This window comes from Pseudomonadota bacterium, from assembly GCA_018242545.1.
Classification (GTDB): domain Bacteria; phylum Pseudomonadota; class Alphaproteobacteria; order 16-39-46; family 16-39-46; genus 16-39-46.
Genome location: JAFEBT010000100.1, coordinates 1 through 3,399, shown reverse-complemented (window position 1 = coordinate 3,399; position 3,399 = coordinate 1). Strand labels below are relative to the sequence as shown.

The 3,399-nt window shown below is 34.2% G+C and carries 5 protein-coding genes and 1 pseudogene; 2 read left to right on the top strand and 4 right to left on the bottom strand.

The window, feature by feature from the left end:
• Positions 1 to 121: 121 nt before the first annotated feature.
• Entirely contained in the window at positions 122 to 892 is a 771-nt protein-coding gene (locus JSS34_08615) for a PD-(D/E)XK nuclease domain-containing protein (protein MBS0186359.1), read from the top strand.
• 16 nt (positions 893 to 908) lie between these two features.
• Here JSS34_08615 and JSS34_08610 read toward each other — a convergent pair whose 3' ends face one another.
• Positions 909 to 1,643, bottom strand: coding sequence for a M48 family metallopeptidase (locus tag JSS34_08610; GenBank protein MBS0186358.1), 735 nt, complete (start codon positions 1,641 to 1,643; stop codon positions 909 to 911).
• Positions 1,644 to 1,739: 96 nt separating this feature from the next.
• Here JSS34_08610 and JSS34_08605 point away from each other — a divergent pair, with 96 nt between their 5' ends.
• Positions 1,740 to 2,054: a hypothetical protein gene (locus JSS34_08605; GenBank protein MBS0186357.1), complete on the top strand. Its 315-nt coding sequence runs from the start codon at positions 1,740 to 1,742 to the stop codon at positions 2,052 to 2,054.
• Positions 2,055 to 2,205: 151 nt separating this feature from the next.
• Here the strand turns inward: JSS34_08605 and JSS34_08600 are convergent, their stop codons facing one another.
• The 3 genes and pseudogenes from JSS34_08600 to JSS34_08590 all read right to left on the bottom strand — a co-directional run.
• Positions 2,206 to 2,745, bottom strand: coding sequence for a redoxin domain-containing protein (locus tag JSS34_08600; GenBank protein ID MBS0186356.1), 540 nt, complete (start codon positions 2,743 to 2,745; stop codon positions 2,206 to 2,208).
• A 247-nt stretch (positions 2,746 to 2,992) separates the two neighbouring features.
• Positions 2,993 to 3,220, bottom strand: a pseudogene (locus JSS34_08595) (AbrB/MazE/SpoVT family DNA-binding domain-containing protein).
• 40 nt (positions 3,221 to 3,260) lie between these two features.
• Positions 3,261 to 3,399, bottom strand: a 139-nt coding sequence (locus tag JSS34_08590) for a hypothetical protein (GenBank protein MBS0186355.1), incomplete at its 5' end; no start/stop codon positions are given.

Sequence of the window (3,399 nt, the reverse complement as noted above, 5' to 3'; positions counted from 1 at the left end):
AGGCAAAAACATCAACTGAACTTAAATCTTGGTATAATGGATACAATATTGGAGGGGTGATGATTTATAATCCATGGTCCATTATGAATTGTATTTATAATGAAGGGGAATTGAAAGCATATTGGGTTGGTACGCAAGCACGTCCCTTATTGAACGGGCGCTTGTTTTGGATAAATTTCAAGAAGAGATGCAACGGCTTGTTGAGGATGAGACCATTGAGATGATTGCGGATCCTAAGATGGTGTTTGAAGACATCAAATCCTTTCCAAATGCACTTTATAATCTCTTGCTCTTTTCTGGGTATTTAACAGCCTCTCTCATTGAGAACTCTAAAGCAGGAACCTATAGATGTGAGGCTCGTATTCCGAATAGAGAAGTCCGAGAAGTCTTTGAAGTCTCTTCCATGTCTTGGATCAGTCAAAAACTTAACATTGATTTAAATGATTATAATTCTCTTCTAAATGATCTTTTGAAAGGAAATATAGATATCTTTACTCAAAAACTGAAGGATTATCTTGAAATCTCAGCAAGCTTTTTTTCAACACATCCTAAAAATGCTGAGCTTTTTTATAATGGTTTTATATTGGGCCTTGTGTCAGCAGTATCTTCATACTATTTTATAGAAACGGAAAGAGAATCTGGGTTTGGGCACACTGATCTCATGCTTATCCCAAAAACTACGGCAAAATATCAAAATGCCCTTATTTTAGAGTTTAAGTTTTCAAAATTAGGCGAAAATTTAAGATTTCTCGCTCAAAAAGCTTTAGAGCAGATTGAGATAAAAAATTATAAAGCAAAGATCAAAGATCATAAGACTGTTTTGCGCACTTTAAAAGTAGGACTCGCTTTTGAAGGAAAAAATGTTGAAGTAGCCTTCAAAGAGGAGATCTAAAAAGAAAAAAATTATTTTAGAAGCTGCCTCCTTGATCCCATTGAATGCGAAAAAGTGAGCTTCCTTCTTTTCGAAGCCAGGCTCGATAAACTTTATAAAAAGGGCATAATTCTTTAACAAGAGTCCAAAAAGAATCACTATGATTCATTTCCTTAAGATGGGAAACTTCATGCGCACAGACATATTCTGCTATCTCTTTAGGGGCAAAAATTAATCGCCATGAGTAAGATAAAATTCCATTATGGGAACAACTTCCCCATCTACTTTTAAAATCACGCACTTTTATTTCTAAAGGACGCGTTCCGAGACGAGACGCATAAAGAAAGCTTAAATCATAAAAGAAACGGATCGCTTCTTTTTTTAAATGGGCTTCAAGGACTTTTTGAAAGTTTCTTGGAGAAGGACATGAAACAATCATTCTTTTTTCTTTAAAAACCAGGCCTTCAAATCCTTTTTGAATCTCTAAAATATATTTTTCTCCAAAAATATGAATTTCTTCTCCCGGCTTTATAAGAAGGTGGGGTTTTAATTTTTTAACGCCTTTTCGGATCCATTCTTCTGATTGATAAATAAAATCTTCTATTTTTGAAAAATGATACTTCCCCACGCTGACACGTAAACATGTCCGTGCTTGATCAAACCTCAAACTAAGCCTTTTTATACCAAGCTTTTGCCGGATTTCTATTGTAATATAAACCTCATCTATTTGGAGGCCTGTTAAAATTCCATGTTCATTTTTTAAAAGATGCATTCTATTTCATTTTCTGAAAAATATTTCAAAATACACTGTTAAGCCTTAACTATTCCTCTAAAAAAGAGTATATAATTAAAAAAAGGAGAAAAAATAATGTCCTCTAGAATTCTGATATCCTTTCTCATAACGCTAACAAGTTTTGGGCTTTTTAAAGACCTTCAAGCTAAATCCGATAGCCGAAGTGATCTTGAACCAATTATCATCGAACAACGGAATCAACAACTTTGTGAAGGACCTCTTCATACAAATTGCCCTCGTGATGGAAAAATATTCGGTGATTTAAGCTGGTCTCCCTTTTCTAACGATCAAGAATCTCCTCCTCCTCCGTCTGAGAGCACAGACATAATCCCAGCCGACGTTGAAGGCATTGAGTATAATGATGACGTCCCTCATCCCCTTGAAACTTAAAACAATTCTATCGTTTTTTGTCTCTTATGAAAAGAAGCCGGGGCTAAAAAATCTAATTTAACCCTCTTTTGGACTGGCTATAAAAGTAATCCCACATAACATATTAAAAAATCTTTATAATAAAAAGAATTAAGAAAACAGATTCCTATCTTTATTGGGGGTTTAGTCCAATCCTTAAAAGTGCTCTCTCAAGACCGTGAATAGCTTCATCTGAATAAAGCGCTCCTTGAACATGGTATTGAATGACACCCTTATCATCAATTAAGAAAGTTTCTGGAACGCCTATTATATTAAACTCAGAACCAACAAATCCTGTTTTATCTAAACCAATATTTGTAAAAGGATCTCCAAATTTTGAGAGCCATGTTTTTAAAGCATCCTCATTATCTTGAAATGCAATCCCATAGAGAGGTATGTTGTATTTTCGAGATATTTCTCCGAGCATTTTATGCTCTACACGGCATGAAAAACACCAAGAGGCAAAAAAGGTAAGAAGGCACGGCCTTCCTTTAATCTCTTCTTGGTTGAATTCCTGTGGAGTTCCAAGCGACCTTAATGAAAAAGAAGGAACCTCTCGCCCAATCCAGGGGGAAGAAACAGAATGATGCTCAGAAGGCGTATAAAAGAGATAAAGAAGACTTAAACATATGAGGAGTATCCCAACATAAGTATGCCATTTCTTAAAAGCCATTTCTCTGTTTCCTTACATTAAAGATTTTTTCTTTTATAGCCTATCCATTTCTTTTGGGCTAGCATAAGTTTATTTTTGAAATTAGGAGTATATTTTTTTCTTTCTTTTATATTACTCTACATTAGGTTACCAATCGTGTAACTTAATGTAGAGTGTAAAATAAACCTTTTCTAAGTCTCTTGCAGAAAAATCTCCGCAATAATGATTCTAATTAATGAAAACCAATAAAGCTGAAGTATCAATTATTTTATACATCTTTGTTTTCTTCGTATCTTTCTTGTAAAAGAAGTGAAACAAGATCTAAATCATCTTTATTAAATTGCTTCACTATTTTCCTGGCACACGTTAGTGAATCTTTAAAGGTCCTAATTTTAAGTTCTTTACCTTCTTGAAATAAAATAACTTCTTGACCGGGTGCAAGAAAGAGAGATTTTCTGAAAAGATAAGGGATTAATACACGACCCTTTTTATCAACTTTTTATCAATATGTGATTTTACTATTTTCATACAGATTGTCATTTCAAATAAAGGTTTTCACTTAAAGCTAAGGCCTGTAATAAGGCATGACCAAGATGCTCTGGGTCTAAATCAGAGGTTACTTTTTTATCTTCGATCCAATCATATCCTGAAGATCCTAAGAAACGACAAGGCGTA